At 64.3% G+C, this 14042-nt stretch carries 13 protein-coding genes; all 13 read right to left on the bottom strand.

Annotated features, from left to right (window positions below; genetic code table 11):
• Window positions 1–268 precede the first annotated feature (268 nt).
• The 13 genes from asd to ACZ5MJ_RS04495 all read right to left on the bottom strand — a co-directional run bounded on the left by asd (window position 269) and on the right by ACZ5MJ_RS04495 (window position 14035).
• Window positions 269–1405, bottom strand: coding sequence for an aspartate-semialdehyde dehydrogenase (asd, locus tag ACZ5MJ_RS04555; protein ID WP_464222651.1), 1137 nt, complete (start codon window positions 1403–1405; stop codon window positions 269–271).
• Window positions 1406–1727: 322 nt separating this feature from the next.
• On the bottom strand, window positions 1728–2795 hold the full coding sequence (gene leuB, locus ACZ5MJ_RS04550) for a 3-isopropylmalate dehydrogenase (RefSeq protein ID WP_464222650.1): 1068 nt from the start codon (window positions 2793–2795) through the stop codon (window positions 1728–1730).
• Between the two features lie 34 nt (window positions 2796–2829).
• Complete coding sequence (gene leuD, locus ACZ5MJ_RS04545) at window positions 2830–3480, bottom strand: 3-isopropylmalate dehydratase small subunit (RefSeq protein WP_464222649.1); 651 nt, start codon at window positions 3478–3480, stop codon at window positions 2830–2832.
• A 10-nt stretch (window positions 3481–3490) separates the two neighbouring features.
• Window positions 3491–3622 (bottom strand): entericidin A/B family lipoprotein, encoded by a 132-nt coding sequence (locus ACZ5MJ_RS04540; RefSeq protein WP_464223651.1) that lies wholly within the window; start codon window positions 3620–3622, stop codon window positions 3491–3493.
• A gap of 16 nt (window positions 3623–3638) precedes the next feature.
• Window positions 3639–5048, bottom strand: coding sequence for a 3-isopropylmalate dehydratase large subunit (leuC, locus tag ACZ5MJ_RS04535; protein ID WP_464222648.1), 1410 nt, complete (start codon window positions 5046–5048; stop codon window positions 3639–3641).
• Window positions 5049–5411: 363 nt separating this feature from the next.
• Window positions 5412–6113 carry an ABC transporter ATP-binding protein gene (locus ACZ5MJ_RS04530; protein WP_464222647.1) on the bottom strand — a complete coding sequence of 234 codons (702 nt, stop codon included), beginning with the start codon at window positions 6111–6113 and terminating at the stop codon, window positions 5412–5414.
• Window positions 6113–6883 carry a high-affinity branched-chain amino acid ABC transporter ATP-binding protein LivG gene (livG, locus tag ACZ5MJ_RS04525; protein WP_464223650.1) on the bottom strand — a complete coding sequence of 257 codons (771 nt, stop codon included), beginning with the start codon at window positions 6881–6883 and terminating at the stop codon, window positions 6113–6115. Before livG ends, ACZ5MJ_RS04530 begins: the two co-directional genes overlap by 1 nt.
• A gap of 5 nt (window positions 6884–6888) precedes the next feature.
• Window positions 6889–8169 carry a high-affinity branched-chain amino acid ABC transporter permease LivM gene (locus ACZ5MJ_RS04520; protein ID WP_464222646.1) on the bottom strand — a complete coding sequence of 427 codons (1281 nt, stop codon included), beginning with the start codon at window positions 8167–8169 and terminating at the stop codon, window positions 6889–6891.
• A gap of 14 nt (window positions 8170–8183) precedes the next feature.
• A complete protein-coding gene (gene livH, locus ACZ5MJ_RS04515; RefSeq protein ID WP_432257677.1) occupies window positions 8184–9110 on the bottom strand; it encodes a high-affinity branched-chain amino acid ABC transporter permease LivH in 927 nt (308 codons plus the stop codon).
• A gap of 85 nt (window positions 9111–9195) precedes the next feature.
• Window positions 9196–10311, bottom strand: coding sequence for a branched-chain amino acid ABC transporter substrate-binding protein (locus tag ACZ5MJ_RS04510; RefSeq protein ID WP_464222645.1), 1116 nt, complete (start codon window positions 10309–10311; stop codon window positions 9196–9198).
• A 1307-nt stretch (window positions 10312–11618) separates the two neighbouring features.
• Window positions 11619–12920 (bottom strand): citrate synthase, encoded by a 1302-nt coding sequence (gltA, locus tag ACZ5MJ_RS04505; protein ID WP_464222644.1) that lies wholly within the window; start codon window positions 12918–12920, stop codon window positions 11619–11621.
• Window positions 12921–12963: 43 nt separating this feature from the next.
• The gene (locus tag ACZ5MJ_RS04500) at window positions 12964–13251 is read right to left on the bottom strand and encodes an FAD assembly factor SdhE (RefSeq protein WP_018309460.1); all 288 of its coding nucleotides are present in this window, start codon (window positions 13249–13251) and stop codon (window positions 12964–12966) included.
• A gap of 82 nt (window positions 13252–13333) precedes the next feature.
• Window positions 13334–14035: a succinate dehydrogenase iron-sulfur subunit gene (locus tag ACZ5MJ_RS04495; RefSeq protein ID WP_011298473.1), complete on the bottom strand. Its 702-nt coding sequence runs from the start codon at window positions 14033–14035 to the stop codon at window positions 13334–13336.
• Window positions 14036–14042 lie beyond the last annotated feature (7 nt).

The raw sequence follows: 14042 nt of genomic DNA, 5'->3' as shown, positions 1-14042 counted from the left end.
TTAGTAGCGATATGAATCGACAAACCGACCCCATAAACCAGGTCCGCCCGGCTGGCGGGACATTCTGAACGGCCCCTTTGCCAGCCCGCGTGCAGGCGCCAGCACCTGCAGGCGCGGGGCGCATGCCGGCGTATTGTGACGCATCGCCCGGGAAAATAGGCGCCCGGATACAACAACGCCGCGCATGGGCGCGGCGTTGTTGACAAAGCGATCCATTCTGTTGCCTGGCTGCAACGGACGCAGCCAGGCAACAGGTGGCAGCCCCGGATCAGGATTCGATCAGGATACGCAGCATGCGGCGCAGCGGCTCGGCCGCGCCCCACAGCAGCTGGTCGCCGACCGTGAAGGCCGACAGGTACTCGCCGCCCATCTGCATCTTGCGCAGGCGGCCGACCGGGATCGTCAGCGTGCCGGTCACGGCAGCGGGGGTCAGGTCGGTCATGCTGGCTTCGCGCGTATTCGGCACCACCTTGGCCCACGGGTTGTGGGCGGCGAGCATGCCTTCGATCTCATCGAGCGGCACGTCGCGGCGCAGCTTGATGGTCAGCGCCTGCGAGTGGCAGCGCATCGCGCCGATGCGCACGCACAGGCCGTCCACGGCGATCGGCGTGGCGCCGGTCGCACCCAGGAAGCCCTCGCCGCGGCCCAGGATCTTGTTGGTCTCGGCGCCGCCCTTCCACTCTTCCTTGGACTGGCCGTTGCCCAGGTCCTTGTCGATCCAGGGAATCAGGTTGCCGGCCAGCGGCACGCCGAACTGCTTCGTTTCCTCGGCGGACAGGCCGTGCTGGGTCGACAGGATGGTGCGGTCGATTTCCAGGATGGCCGAGGCCGGGTTGTCCAGCAGCGGCTTGACCGACGCGTTCAGGGTGCCGAACTGGGTCAGCAGTTCGCGCATATGCTGCGCGCCGCCGCCCGAGGCCGCCTGGTACGTCATCGAGGTCATCCACTCGATCAGGTCGGCCTGGAACAGGCCGCCCAGGCCCATCAGCATGCAGCTGACCGTGCAGTTGCCGCCGATGAAATTCTTGACGCCCTTGGACAGCGCGTCCTTGATCACGCCCTGGTTGACCGGATCCAGCACGATGATGGCATCGTCCTTCATGCGCAGCGAGGACGCCGCGTCGATCCAGTAGCCCTTCCAGCCGGCCACGCGCAGCTTGGGGAAGACCTCGTTGGTGTAGTCGCCGCCCTGGGCGGTCAGGACCACGTCGCACTTCTTCAGCGCTTCGATGTCATTGGCATCTTTCAGCGTGGTTTCGTTCCTGGCCATGGCGGGCGCCTTGCCGCCGGCATTGGACGTGCTGAAGAAGACAGGCTCGATATGGTCGAAATCACGCTCTTCCTGCATGCGTTGCATCAGGACGCTGCCAACCATTCCCCGCCAACCGACGAGACCTACAATCATGACTTACCTCGATGTGATTTGAACTTCCCCGCCATTTTCCTCGCCCGGCGTGGCTGCGCGGGGAAGACGGGCAGGCACGACGAACGGATCTAGGCGATCGCGGTTTTAATAGTGGTTTTAATCGTCGTTGCAGATTGGCCGAGCGAAATCGTGCCGACCGGGCCGCGGGTAGCGGTCAGGGCAACAGCAGCAGTCAGGGTGGACTGGGAAAATCGGGCCATCCGGAAAGTCTACACGATTTTGCGGCGCTGCCGCAGCGTGGAAATAAGGGACAAATAAAACAGGGGCACCGCGCTTGCGGTGCCCCTGTTTGGCGTGTGACTTACAGTGCCGCCAGCACCGCGTCACCCATCTCGCGGGTGCCGACCTGCTTGCAGCCCGGCGTCAGGATGTCGCCGGTGCGATAGCCCTGGGCCAGCACCGTCTTGACCGCGTTCTCGATGCGGTCGGCCTGCTCGGCGCGGTTCAGCGAGTAGCGCAGCATCATCGCCGCCGACAGGATGGTGGCCAGCGGATTGGCCACGCCCTTGCCGGCGATGTCCGGCGCCGAGCCGTGCGACGGCTCGTAAAGGCCCTTGTTGTTGGCATCCAGCGAAGCCGACGGCAGCATGCCGATCGAGCCCGTCAGCATGGCGGCCTCGTCCGACAGGATGTCGCCGAACATATTGCCGGTGACGATCACGTCGAAGCTCTTGGGCGCCTTGACCAGCTGCATGGCCGCGTTGTCCACATACATGTGCGACAGCTCGACCTCAGGGTACTCCTTGTGCACCTCGATCACGATGTCCTTCCAGAACTGGAAGGTCTCGAGCACGTTGGCCTTGTCGACGCTGCACAGCTTCTTGCCGCGCTTGGCGGCGGCCTGGAACGCCACGTGGGCGATGCGGCGGATCTCGGGCTCGCTGTAGCGCATCGTGTCGAAGCCTTCGCGCGCGCCCTTGAACAGGCCGTCCGGCGCTTCGCGCACGCCGCGCGGCTGGCCGAAGTAAATATCGCCGTTCAGTTCGCGCACGATCAGGATGTCCAGGCCGGCCACCAGCTCGGGCTTCAGGCTGGAGGCGCCGGTCAGTTCCGGATAGCAGATCGCCGGGCGGAAGTTGGCGAACAGCTGCAGGTGCTTGCGCAGGCCCAGGATGGCCTGCTCGGGGCGCAGCGGTCGATCCAGGCTGTCGTACTTCCAGTCGCCGACGGCGCCGAACAGGATGGCGTCGGCCTCCTTGGCCAGCTTCAGGGTGTTCTCCGGCAGCGGATGGCCTTCGGCCTCGTAGCCGGCGCCGCCCACCGGGGCGGTTTCGAGTTCGAACTTCTCGTCGAGCGCGTTCAGGACCTTGACGGCCTCCGCGACGATTTCGGGACCAATGCCGTCACCGGGCAGGACTGCGATCTTCATGCTGTGTCTTCCTTGTTTTATGTCCGTACGGCGTTCAGCCGACCAGGCGGTTGTTCAGCCACGGCATCTTCGCCACGCGCTCGGCCTCGTAGGCCTTGATCTTGTCGGCATGGCGCAGGGTCAGGCCGATATCGTCGAAGCCGTTGAGCATGCAGTACTTGCGGAACGGGGCGATGTCGAACTCATACGCCTGGCCGCCGGCCGTCAGCACCACCTGCTTGTCCAGGTCGATGGTCAGCTTGTAGCCGTTGAAGGCGTTGGTCTCGTTGAACAGGTGGTCGACCTGCTGCTCGGTCAGCACCACCGGCAGCAGGCCGTTCTTGTAGCAGTTGTTGAAGAAGATGTCGGCAAAGCTGGGCGCGATCACGGCGCGGAAGCCGAATTGCGTCAGCGCCCACGGTGCGTGCTCGCGCGAGCTGCCGCAGCCGAAGTTGCGGCGCGCCAGCAGGATCGAAGCGCCCTGGTAGCGCGGCTGGTTCAGCACGAAGTCCGGGTTCAGCGGGCGCTTGCTGTTGTCCATGCCGGGCTGGCCGACATCCTTGTAGCGCCACTCGTCGAACAGGTTGGGGCCAAAGCCGGTGCGCTGGATCGACTTCAGGAACTGCTTCGGGATGATGGCGTCGGTATCGACGTTTTCGCGGTCGAGCGGTGCCACGAGACCGCTGTGTACAGTGAACTTGTCCATGTCTCTTTCCTTACTTCTTGGCCGCGCGCTCGAGCGAGCTGCCGGCGGCCTGCGTGTCCTTGCCCAGGCCGGCCATGGTGTTGCAGCCGGCCAGCTGCAGCATGCCCAGGCATGCCAGCAATGCGATCAGGATCCTTTTCATCGCTGCCATCGCGTCCTCAGCCGAGCTTGCGGATATCGACGAAATGGCCTTCGATGGCGGCGGCCGCGGCCATCGCCGGGCTTACCAGGTGCGTGCGCCCGCCCGCGCCCTGGCGGCCTTCGAAGTTGCGGTTCGAGGTCGAGGCGCAGCGCTCGCCCGCATCGAGGCGGTCGGCATTCATGGCCAGGCACATCGAGCAGCCCGGCTCGCGCCATTCAAAGCCGGCGGCCTTGAAGATCTTGTCCAGGCCTTCGCGCTCGGCCTGTTCCTTGACCAGGCCCGAACCCGGCACCACCAGCGCCAGCTTCACGTTCGAGGCGATCTTGCGGCCCAGCTTCTGCACCACCCAGGCGGCCGCGCGCATGTCTTCGATGCGGCTGTTGGTGCAGGAACCGATAAAGACCTTGTCGATATTGATGCTCTCGACCGGCACGTTGGGCTGCAGGCCCATGTATTCCAGCGCGCGCTCCATGGCGTTGCGCTTGTTCGGGTCCTTTTCCTTCTCGGGATCCGGCACGCGGTCTTCGATGCTGATCACCATTTCCGGCGAGGTGCCCCAGGTCACTTGCGGGCGAACATCTTCCGCGCGCAGTTCTACCACCTGGTCGAACTTGGCACCAGCGTCCGAATGCAGCGTGCGCCAGTAGCCGACGGCCTGCTCCCATTCCACGCCCTGCGGCGCGTACGGGCGGCCCTTCACGTACTCCAGCGTGACGGCGTCCACCGCCACCAGGCCGGCGCGCGCGCCCGCCTCGATGGCCATGTTGCAGACCGTCATGCGGCCTTCCATGGTCAGGTCGCGGATGGCCGAGCCGGCGAACTCGATGGTGAAGCCGGTACCGCCCGCGGTGCCGATCTTGCCGATCACCGCCAGCACGATGTCCTTGGCGGTGCAGCCGCGCGGCAGCTTGCCTTCCACCCTGACCAGCATGTTCTTGGCCTTCTTGCCCAGCAGCGTCTGCGTGGCCAGCACGTGTTCCACTTCGGAGGTGCCGATGCCATGCGCCAGTGCGCCGAACGCGCCGTGCGTGCTGGTATGCGAGTCGCCGCACACCACCGTCATGCCCGGCAGCGTCGCGCCCTGCTCCGGCCCGATCACGTGCACGATGCCCTGGCGGTGGTCGTTCATCTTGAACTGGGTGATGCCATAGCTGTCGCAGTTCGCATCCAGCGTATCGACCTGCAGCTTCGACACCGGATCGGCAATGCCCTGGCTGCGGTCGGTGGTCGGCACATTGTGGTCGGACACGGCCAGGTTGGCGCTGATGCGCCATACCGGACGCTGCGCCAGCTTCAGCCCCTCGAACGCCTGCGGGCTGGTCACTTCGTGCAGCAGGTGGCGGTCGATGTAGAGCAGCGTGGTGCCGTCTTCCTCGACGTGGACGGTGTGGTCATCCCAGAGTTTGTCGTAGAGCGTCTTGGCCATGATGCGATGGCGGCCCGACCGACCCGTCCCTGGCAGGAGAGGCCCGCGGAAACCGCGCAGTAGTTTGCAGGGGTTTTATTCGCTTCGGTCGCGGTGGCGAGCGAAGCGGCGTGCCGATACGATGGCAATGCGATAACGCATGATCGCGCCGGAAGCCGCCTGAAGCGAGCGTTATTTCAAGCGTGACTGCGATGCTTGACTGTGCAATCAATTATGCCACAGGGGTGCGGCAGTCAGCCCCCTGCCCGGCCCGGGCGGCGGCTGGAATGTAATGTGATTGGCGAAAGGGGGATTTCGCGGATGGCGAAAACGCGGGGGAAGGAAGGCCGCGGCCCCGCCAGGCGGGACGGCGGCCTGCCAGGATCAGCCGCCCAGGTAGGCGGCCTTGATGCGGTCGTTGGCCAGCAGGTTGGCGCCGGTATCGGCCAGCACCACCTTGCCGGTTTCCAGCACATAGCCCCGGTCCGCGACCTGCAGCGCCTTGTTGGCGTTCTGCTCGACCAGGAACACAGTGACGCCTTCGTCACGAATGGTGCGGATGATGTCGAAGATCTGCGCGATGATCAGCGGTGCCAGGCCGAGCGTGGGCTCGTCCAGCAGCAGCAGGCGCGGCCGGCTCATCAGCGCGCGGCCGATCGCCAGCATCTGCTGCTCGCCGCCCGACATGGTGCCGGCACGCTGGCTGGCGCGCTGGTTCAGGCGCGGGAACAGCTTGAACACGTGCTCGATGCCGGCCTCGATCTCGTCGCGCCTGGCGAAGAACGCGCCCATCTTCAGGTTTTCCAGCACCGTCAGGCTCGGAAACACGCGCCGGCCCTCGGGCGAGATCGCCATGCCAAGGCGCATGATCTCGTGCGTGGACCGGTTGGTGATGTCCTCCCCTTCGAACAGCACGCGCCCGCTCGAGGCGCGCGGCGTGCCGCACACGGTCATCATCAGCGTCGTCTTGCCGGCGCCGTTGCTGCCGATCAGGGTGACGATCTCCCCCTTGTTGACTTCGATCGATACGCCCGACAGCGCCTCGACGGCGCCGTAGTGGGTATGGACCTGTTCCAGCTTCAGCATCAGTCCTCTCCCAGGTAGGCCTTGATCACGCGCGGGTCGTTACGCACGGCGTCCGGTTTGCCGATCACGATCGGCTTGCCGTGCTCCATCACCAGGATGCGGTCCGACACGCCCATCACCAGGCTCATGTCGTGCTCGATCAGCAGCACGGCGATGTTGAACTCGCGGCGCAGCTGGTCGATCAGCTGCTGCAGTTCGATCTTCTCCTGCGGGTTCAGGCCGGCCGCCGGTTCGTCCAGCATCAGCAGGCGGGGCTTGGTGATCATGCAGCGCGCGATCTCCAGCCGGCGCTGGTGGCCGTACGACAGCGTGCCCGCCTCGCGGTTGGCCACCGATGTCAGGTTCATGCGCTCGAGCCAGACCGCGGCGCGCTCCAGCGCTTCGCGCTCGGCACGGCGGTAGGCCGGCGTGGCAAAGAGGCCGCGCAGGATGCCGGTCTGCACCTGGCGGTGCTGCGCCACCAGCAGGTTTTCCACCACCGTCAGCGACTTGAACAGGCGGATATTCTGGAAGGTCCGCACCAGGCCCTTGCGCGCCACCTGGTGGCTGGGCAGGCCGGCGATGGCGTGGCCATCCAGCGTGACCGCGCCGGCGGTGGGCTTGTAGAAGCCGCCGACGCAGTTGAACACCGTGGTCTTGCCGGCACCGTTGGGGCCGATGATGGCGAAGACCTCGTCGCTGCGCACATCGAAATCAATACCGTCCACCGCCAGCAGGCCGCCGAAGCGCATCTGCAGGCCGGAGACTTTCAGCAGTTCCGCTGCTTGCATATTCGTCATCGCGGCAACTCCACGTGGGGACGGCTCGCGGGCAGCAGGCCCTGCGGACGCCACATCATCATCAGCACCATCACCAGGCCGAAGATCAGCATGCGATATTCGGCAAAGCCACGCGCCACCTCGGGCAGCACGGTCAGCAGGATCGCCGCCAGGATCACGCCCAGCTGCGAGCCCATGCCGCCCAGCACCACCACCGCCAGGATCAGCGCCGACTCGATGAAGGTGAACGATTCCGGATTGACCAGCCCCTGGCGCGCCGCGAAGAAGGCGCCGCCGATGCCGGCGAACGAAGCCCCCAGCGTGAACGCCGACAGCTTGATGCGGGTCGGGTTCAGGCCCAGCGAACGGCACGCGATCTCGTCGTCGCGCAGCGCTTCCCAGGCGCGGCCCATCGGCATGCGGATCAGCCGGCCGGTCACGAACAGCGTGAAGCCGACCAGCAGCAGCGCCAGCAGGTAGAGGAAGATCACCATGTGCTGGCCGCTGTAGTCCCAGCCGAGCAGTTCATGGAAGGTCCTGGCGCCCTCCACGCTCGCGCTGCGCGCCATCTCGATGCCGAACACGGTCGGCTTCGGGATGCCCGAGACGCCGTCCGGGCCGCCGGTCAGGCTGGTCAGGTTGTTGGCCAGCAGGCGAATGATCTCGCCGAAGCCCAGCGTCACGATGGCCAGGTAGTCGCCGCGCAGGCGCAGCACCGGGAAGCCGAGAATAAAGCCGAAGGTGGCCGACATCCCCGCGGCGATCGGCAGGCATTCCCAGAAGCTCAGCCCGAAATACTGGTTGAGCAGCGCGTAGGTATAGCCGCCGATGGCGTAGAAGCCGACATAGCCCAGGTCGAGCAGGCCGGCATAGCCCACCACGATATTCAGGCCCAGCCCCAGGATCACGTAGATCAGCGCCAGCGTGGCCACGTCGACCGCGCCGCGCGAGCCGAAGAACGGCCACACCAGCCCCACTGCCAGCAGCACCCATACCGCCACGCGCTGCTGGCGCGCGCCGAGCTGCGGCACCGCCGGCAGGCGCACGGCATTGCCGGCACGCGACAGCATCGGCTTGAACAGCTGGAACAGGAAGACCGCCGCCACGGCGATCCACACCGGCCGCCAGTGCGGCTCAAGCACCACCTTGTAGCCTTCCAGCTTGAGCTGCAGGCCCAGGATGGGGATGGTCAGGATGGCCGTCATCACGGCCGCGGTGATCGCGTTCTTCAGCGACTGGCCCGGCGCCGCAGCGCGTGCGGCTTGCCCGGCGGGTATTGCGCCAACTTTGTTAGTCATGGTCTCGTCCTCCCTCAGACCTTTTCGACATCAGGCTTGCCCAGCAGCCCGGTCGGACGGAACAGCAGCACCAGCACCAGCAGGCTGAACGCAACCACGTCCTTGTATTCGGCCGGCATGTAGCCCGAGGCGAAGGTCTCCGCCAGGCCCAGCAGCACGCCGCCGAGCATCGCGCCCGGGATGCTGCCGATGCCGCCCAGCACCGCCGCGGTAAAGGCCTTGATGCCGGCGATAAAGCCGATGAAGGGATTGAGCTTGCCGATGGTCAGCCCGATCAGCACGCCGCCCACCGCCGCCAGCATCGCGCCCAGCACGAAGGTGAAGGAGATCACCTTGTTGGTGTCGATGCCCAGCAGGTTGGCCATGCGCATGTCCTCGGCGCAGGCACGGCAGGCGCGGCCCATGCGCGAGCGGCCGATGAACAGCGTCAGCGCGATCATCAGCAGCAGCGTCACGCCCACGATCAGCAGGCGCGAGTAAGGCACCGTCACGGTGAAGTCGCCGCCCATCTGGAACTCGATGGCGCCCGAGATCAGCACCGGCACCGACACGTCGCGCGCGCCCTGCCCGATCTGGACATAGTTCTGCAGGAAGATCGACATGCCGATGGCGGAGATCAGCGGCACCAGCCGCGGTCCGCCGCGCAAGGGCCGGTATGCCACCCGCTCGACCGCATAGCCGTAGACGCCGGTGACCAGCACCGAGACCAGCAAGGCGGCGCCCAGCACCAGCGGCAGGGGGTAGCCTGCCTGGGCGCCGATCGCGGTGAGCGTGACCAGGCCGACATAGGCACCGATCATGTAAATCTCGCCGTGCGCGAAATTGATCATGCCGATGATGCCGTAGACCATTGTGTAGCCGATGGCAATCAGCGCATAGATCGCACCCAGCGTCAGGCCGTTGACCAGCTGCTGGGTGAACTGTGGAAGGAATTCATTCATTGGGGAAGCCTCAGGAACTTGAAGCCGGATACCAGAACGCCCCGCCCGGGGCCCGGGCGGGGCGTGTGCGTGGAAAAGCGCCGGCTTAGTTGGCGGCCGTCTTGCTGGCGTCCTTGTGCCAGGTGTAGACCACGAACTTGAAGGACTTCAGGTCGCCCTTGTCGTCGTACTCGACCTTGCCGATCGGGGTCTGGAAGGCGTTCTTGTGCATGTACGCCGCGACCTTGGCCGGATCGGTGCTCTTGGCCCCGGCAATGGCGTCGCCGATGATCTTGACGGCGGCATAGGCCGGCATCTGGAACGGACCGTTGGCGTCACGCTTCTTGTCGGCAAAGGCCTTCACCAGCGCGGCGTTGGCCGGGTCGGCCGAGAAGTCGGCCGGCAGCGTCACCAGCATGCCTTCCGAGGACGGGCCGGCAATCGCCGTCACGTCCTTGTTGCCCACGCCCTCGGGGCCCATGAAGGTGGCCTTCACGCCCTGCTCGCGCGCCTGGCGCAGCAGCAGGCCCATTTCCGGGTGGTAGCCGCCGAAGTAGACAAAGTCCACGCCCTGCGACTTGAGCTTGGTGATGACCGCGGAGTAGTCCGAGTCGCCGGCGTTGATGCCTTCGAACACGGCCACCGGGATCTTGGCGGCTTCCAGGTCCTTCTTCACCGAGCTGGCGATGCCCTGGCCATACGACTGCTTGTCGTGCAGCACGGCAACCTTCTTCGGCTTGACCTTGCTGATGATGTACTGGGCGGCAGCCGGGCCCTGCTGGTCGTCGCGGCCGATGGTGCGGAAGATGAACTTGCGCTTCTTGGTCTCGGTCAGCTGCGGCGCGGTGGCCGACGGCGTCACCATCACGATGCCTTCGTTCTCGTAGATATCCGAGGCCGGGATGGTCGAGCCCGAGCAGACGTGGCCGATCACGTACTTGATGTTCTGGCTGACGATCTTGTTCGCAACCGCCACGGCCTGCTTCGGCTCGCAGGCATCGTCCATCATCACCACTTCGAACTTGTTGCCGCCGGCGCCGCCGGCTGCATTGATCTGTTCGATGGCGGTCAGCGCACCGGCCTTGACCATGTCGCCATACTGCGCCACCGAGCCACTCATCGGGCCGGCAATGGCAATCTTCACGGTTTCAGCGTTGGCGGCGGCGCCAAAGGTGGCCAGCATGGCGGCCAGCGAGATGGACGTAAGACGGGACAGCGTCATCAGGAGCTCCTCGATTTATGTTTGGGTCAACCGGGCAGAAACGGTATGACCTGCGCAATCGAACAACACCCGCGGACTACAGATAAAGACGCCCGAGACGCGGAAGACGGGCCAGCAAGGGAGAGACAGCTTTTGCGGGGCCCGGCATGTGTCAGTCCCGCTGAGGTAATGGGGACCAAGGTTCGGAAAGACAACGATTGATGCGTTCTCTATTGCGCAAGCGATTCGCCTGCCCCGCTTGCCACACCGCATGCCGGAAGGGTGGCCCGGCTGCCGTCGGCAAAGCAGCCCGCATTATAGGGTCAAATTTCCTGACGGATGCTAAATTTGCACAATATATGGCGGACCAGATCGCCAGACTGCGGCACGATTGCCCACAAATTGCTTTTATCACCACTTTTGTGCATTGCGGTACGGATTGGTGTAGGAGGCACTTCTTCTGCTCGTTGGCTTGCTCGGGTATGTCGGTCGGGTTCGATGTTGTCGTAGGTTTAACCGCCTGGTTCCGCCCTGCTGGGCGGGTCACTTTTTGTCCGAGCGACAAAAAGTAACCAAAAAACGCGTCGCCTCTGGCGGCTGGCCACCAATTCCTCGGCGTCGGTGGTGCGGGCGGCGGTGATTTCCGGTCGATGGGGGTGGTGGTTCAGGCCTGCTACGCACCCTGTCTGTGCCCACATCAACGGACTATTGGACGAACCCGACTTTAGGCTATTGGCAGCCTCCTAATCACGGCGTCGGTCGGACGCCTTCGGCTGCGCTACGCGCATGTCCTAACGTGGCAGAACTAGCGGCCACGCCCTGATTTTTTTTCTTTGGCCCGGCATCATTCGCGATAACGCCGTGCGAGCGCAGCGACGCACTCCGTGCCCGAGCCCCCGACCTACGATACTGAGTGCGCGCAGCGCAGCCGTAGGCGTCCTACCGATAACCTGGTTAGAAGGCTGCCAACAGCCTAAAGTCGGGTTCGTCCAATAGTCCCAGGACGCAAGGCACATCCCGGGAGCGTAGCAGGGTCGAACCACCTACCCCATCGAACGGAAATCACCGCCGCTGGAACCACCCCCGCCGAGGAATTGGTGGCCAGCCGCCAGAGGCGACGCGTTTTTTGGTTACTTTTTGTCGCTCGGACAAAAAGTGACCCGCCCAGCAGGGCGGAACCAGGCCGCAAAACCTACGACAACATCAAACCCGACCGCCATACCCAAGCAACCCAACGAGCAGGAAGCCCCGCAAAAAAAAACGCCCCGGCAATACCCGAGGCGTTTCCCATACCGCAACATCAAAGCGGCCAAACAAATCCCAACCGCTTACCGCTTGGCCATATCCGGCACTTCACGGGTAGCCGCACCAACAAACAGCTGACGCGGACGACCAATCTTGTATTCCGGATCGGTAATCATCTCTTCCCACTGCGAGATCCAGCCCGGGGTACGCGCCAGCGCGAAGATGCAGGTGAACAGCGACGTCGGGATGCCCAGCGCGCGCTGGACGATGCCCGAGTAGAAGTCGACGTTCGGGTACAGCTTGCGGCTGACGAAGTACTCGTCTTCCAGTGCGATCTTTTCCAGCTCCATGGCCAGCTTGAACAGCGGGTCGTTGTGCAGACCCAGCTCTTCCAGCACTTCATGGCAGGTTTCGCGCATCAGCTTGGCGCGCGGATCGTAGTTCTTGTACACGCGGTGGCCAAAGCCCATCAGGCGCACGCCCGAGTTCTTGTCCTTGACCTGCTTGATGAACTCATTGATGTTGTCGACGCTGCCGATTTCTTCCAGCATCTTCAGCGCGGCTTCGTTGGCGCCGCCGTGGGCCGGACCCCACAGGCAGGCCACGCCGGCGGCGATGGCTGCGAACGGGTTGGTGCCCGACGAACCGGCCAGGCGCACGGTCGAGGTCGACGCGTTCTGCTCGTGGTCGGCGTGCAGGATGAAGATGCGGTCCAGCGCGCGCTCCAGCACCGGGTTCACGGTGTACGGGGCGCACGGCGTGCCGAACATCATGCGCATGAAGTTGCCCGAGTAGGACAGGTCGTTCTGCGGGTAGATGTACGGCTGGCCGATGTTGTACTTGTACGCCATGGCGACCAGGGTCGGCATCTTGGCGATCAGGCGGATGGCCGAGATCTCGCGCTGGTGCGGATCGTCGATGTCCATCGCGTCGTGGTAGAAGGCGCTCATGGCACCCACCAGGCCGGTCAGCACCGCCATCGGGTGGGCATCGCGGCGGAAGCCGCGCAGGAAGAACTGCAGCTGCTCGTGAACCATGGTGTGGTTCATCACCGAGCTGACGAACTCTTCCTTCTGCCTGGCGTTGGGCAGTTCGCCCTTGAGCAGCAGGTAGCAGGTCTCGAGGTGGTCGCACTTCTGCGCCAGTTGCTCGATCGGGTAGCCGCGGTACAGCAGTTCGCCCTTGTCACCATCGATATAGGTGATCTTGGAATTGCACGAAGCCGTCGACATGAAACCGGGGTCGTAAGTGAACTTACCGGTCTGTCCGTACAGCTTGCGAATGTCGATTACGTCCGGGCCAACGGTGCCCGTGTAGATCGGCAGCTCAACGCTGGGGGAACCATCGGAGAACGATAGCGTGGCTTTCACATCGGACGGCGTCATGTCGGATCCTTCAAATGCTGTGAATAATAATGTTGACCAAAACTCAGACCGTACGCAGCAGGGTGATGACTCGCTGCATCGGGGGCGTGTCGAGCTCACCGTCCAGTTCCTTGCGCGCAAGGAGCAGGTCCATCAACTCGTTGTCGCTGAGTTCGAACAGGGTGCTCAGCGAAGCCACGTCCTCGTCGGACAGGCTCTCCTCGTAACGGTTGAAAAAACGTTCGACGATGATGTCGTTCTCCAGGAGGCCGCGGCGGGCGCGCCAGCGCAGGCGGGCGCGCTTGTGCGGATCGGCCTGATGGGAGAAAGTGGTGGCAGGACTCTCAGTCATGGCTTCCTACTTCCGACACGCCAGCCCGATATAGCCGCTCGGGCTGACGTGTCGCTTACAACTACTGCAGACAGCCGCCGGATCAGACCGCGCGGCGGACCATCAGCTCCTTGATCTTGCCGATGGCCTTGGTCGGGTTCAGACCCTTCGGGCACACATCGACGCAGTTCATGATGCTGTGGCAACGGAACAGGCGGTACGGGTCGTTCAGGTTGTCCAGACGCTCGCTGGTGGCCTGGTCGCGGCTGTCCGCGATGAAGCGGTAAGCCTGCAGCAGGCCGGCGGGGCCGACGAACTTGTCCGGGTTCCACCAGAACGACGGGCACGACGTCGAGCAGCTGGCGCAGAGAATGCACTCATACAGGCCGTCCAGCTCGTCACGCTCTTCCGGCGACTGCAGGCGCTCTTTCTCGGGCGGCGGTTCGTCGTTGATCAGGAACGGCTTGATCGAGTTGTACTGCTTGAAGAAGTTCGTCATGTCGACGATCAGGTCGCGCACCACCGGCAGGCCGGGCAGCGGACGCAGCACGATGCGGTCCGGCAGCTCGCGCATATTGGTCAGGCAGGCCAGGCCGTTCTTGCCGTTGATGTTCATCGCGTCCGAGCCGCACACGCCTTCGCGGCACGAACGGCGGAACGAGATGGTCTCGTCCAGCTTCTTCAGCTTGACCAGCGCGTCCAGCAGCATGCGCTCGTGACCGTCCAGCTCGACCTCGTAGGTCTGCATGCGCGGTGCCGCATCCTTGTCCGGATCGTAGCGGTAGACTTCGAAAATACGCTTCATTTCTGTG

The organism is Cupriavidus sp. LA-1, assembly GCF_055385985.1.
The sequence above is the reverse complement of the archived record's forward strand: the minus strand, read 5'-3'. Positions and strand labels throughout refer to the sequence as shown.